Origin of the sequence: Algibacter sp., from assembly GCF_049667265.1 — a bacterium.
Lineage (GTDB): Bacteria > Bacteroidota > Bacteroidia > Flavobacteriales > Flavobacteriaceae > Algibacter_B.
Window position 1 is genome coordinate 1 of sequence record NZ_JBATHX010000365.1, and the last position, 2,523, is coordinate 2,523.

2 protein-coding genes are annotated in these 2,523 nt (G+C 30.2%); both read left to right on the forward strand.

What is annotated here, in order from left to right:
- Positions 1-1,085: response regulator (locus WBN21_RS12735; protein WP_424200859.1), on the forward strand; the 1,085-nt coding region annotated here is incomplete at its 5' end.
- Between the two features lie 456 nt (positions 1,086-1,541).
- The coding region (locus WBN21_RS12740) for a carboxypeptidase-like regulatory domain-containing protein (RefSeq protein WP_424200861.1) at positions 1,542-2,523 on the forward strand (982 nt) is incomplete at its 3' end.

Sequence of the window (2,523 nt, forward strand, 5' to 3'; positions counted from 1 at the left end):
CAGGTATAGGAATAGCCCAAGAAGAAGTGGAAAGAATTTTTGAACGATTTTATCAAGCGGAAAACTTAAATAAGGGGTACTATGGCGGTACTGGCATTGGCTTAGAGGTAGTTAGAGAATTTGTTAATCTCCATAAAGGTAAGATTGAAGTAAAAAGCGAAGTTGGAATAGGAAGTACATTCAAAATTATATTACCTGCTGGAAAATCACATTTTAATGAGAGTGAAATAGCAACAGAAAAGATAGCGCAAGAATTTAAAAACGAAGAGTTTACGCCTACACATCCTCCAATAGAAAAAGAAAAAAATAGTTCGGAGAATCAAAGCAGTTATAAATATACCTTGCTTATTGTAGAAGATAACGCAGAACTTAGAGATTATTTAAAAAATGAGATTGGAAATGATTACAAAGTATTAACTGCCGAAAACGGAAAAAAAGGATTAGAAATAGCAAAAGAATCCCTCCCAGATGTTATTATAACCGATGTTATAATGCCAGAAATGAACGGTTTCGACTTTTGTAAAAAAATAAAGACTGATATAAGCACAAGTCATATTCCTTTATTAATGCTTACTGCAAAAACTAAAATTGAAGACAGAATGGAAGGTATTGAATTAGGAGCAGATGCTTATATGGTAAAACCTTTTGATATGAGGTTATTAAGGTTGCGTTTATCACAATTAATAACAAGCAGACAATTAATTTTCAATAAATACTTTAGCCTAATTAGTGACATTCCAGCAAATATTAATACAACTTCTTTAGATAAAGAATTTATAGAGAAAGTTTTAAACTACATCAATGATAATATTGGCAACCCAGATTTAAATGTAGAATTGCTTGCAGCTAAATTAAATTTAAGTAGAAGTCAATTTTACAGAAAAATTAAGGCTCTCACAAACCAAACTGCTAATGAGTTTTTAAGAAATATTAGACTTCAAAAGGCAAAACAAATTATTGAAAAAGGAAATACGAACATAAGTGAAGTTTGTTACAAAGTAGGGTTTTCTTCACCTTCTTATTTCACAAAATGTTTTAAAAGTTATTTTGGATTATTGCCTACAGATGTTGAGTCAAAATCTTAACAATTTTAAAATATCTACAATTATTATTTAGAATATTTTGTACATATTGTATAAAGAATTATAGTCATTAGCGAAAAATAAATCTGCCATATAATCTAATTTACACATACTTAAAGTATTGTAAATACTCGCTTAATTGTTACTATAATAAATGGCGCATGCAATGTATCAAATGCTGCATCACACTCACCAAAGCATAAAATTGCTTCAAATTCACTAATATTTGCACTATTAGTTATATATATAATTTAATATTTATTTAACATTTGATGAACTATGAAAGTGAAGTCATCAAAATGGATTAAAGTTATAGAGATATTCCTAATTGTTATAGTTATAGCATTATTAGTATTTCTTGTTTTATTCATTTTTTAAAAAGATTACTTAATAACTAACCACTTTAAGTAATAATGACTATTAAAAAACTAAATAATTACTAATTCTAAACTAAATTTTATGAAAAACAGATTACTAAAAAAACTAGTACTTCCAGTATTTTTACTACTAGGAAGTATTATTTATGCACAATCGGTATCGGGTATAGTTTCCGATAACTCAGGTCCCGTTCCTGGGGTTAATGTATTGGTAAAAGGAACTACAACTGGAACCGTTACAGATTTTGATGGGAAATTTGATATAAGCGTTAGCAATGGAGAGGTGTTAGTCTTTTCATTTCTTGGATATTTAACACAAGAAGTAAGCTATACAGGACAATCATCAATTAATGTATTACTTGAAGAAGATGCAGCACAACTAGATGAAGTAGTTGTAGTTGGTTATGGAACTAAACAGAAGAGTTTAGTTACCGGAGCTATTTCTAGTATTGATTCTAAACAAATAAAAAGTTCATCAAATCAACGTGTAGAACAAGTTTTACAAGGTAGAACATCTGGTGTAACGGTTTCTTCTTCATCAGGTTCACCTGGTCAAGGTGCTCAAATACGTATTCGTGGTGCAGGTTCAAGTGGAAATTCAGAACCTTTATATATTGTTGATGGTATGAAAGTATCAAACATATCAACTATAGCACCTGGTGATATTGCAAATATCGAAATTTTAAAAGATGCTGCTTCTGCAGCAATTTACGGTACAGAAGGCGCTAATGGTGTTGTTATTATTACAACTAAAGCTGGTCGTAGCAGTAATGGTGGAGTTAAAGTTGGTTTTAGTACACAATTAGGAACCCAATTTGTTAACACAGATATGGAATTGATGAATGCTTCACAGTTTGTAGAATATATGAACGAAGCTGGAATTGGTTCTGTTGTAAGTAACGGAGTAGATACTAATTGGTTGGATGCTATATTTGAAAAAGCACCAATAACACGTTATGATTTAAACGTATCTGGTGGCGATAAAAAATTATCATTTTATGGATCTTTTGGAAGTTTAAACCAAGATGGTATTGTTGGTAAAGAGAATTCTTCTTTTAAGCGAA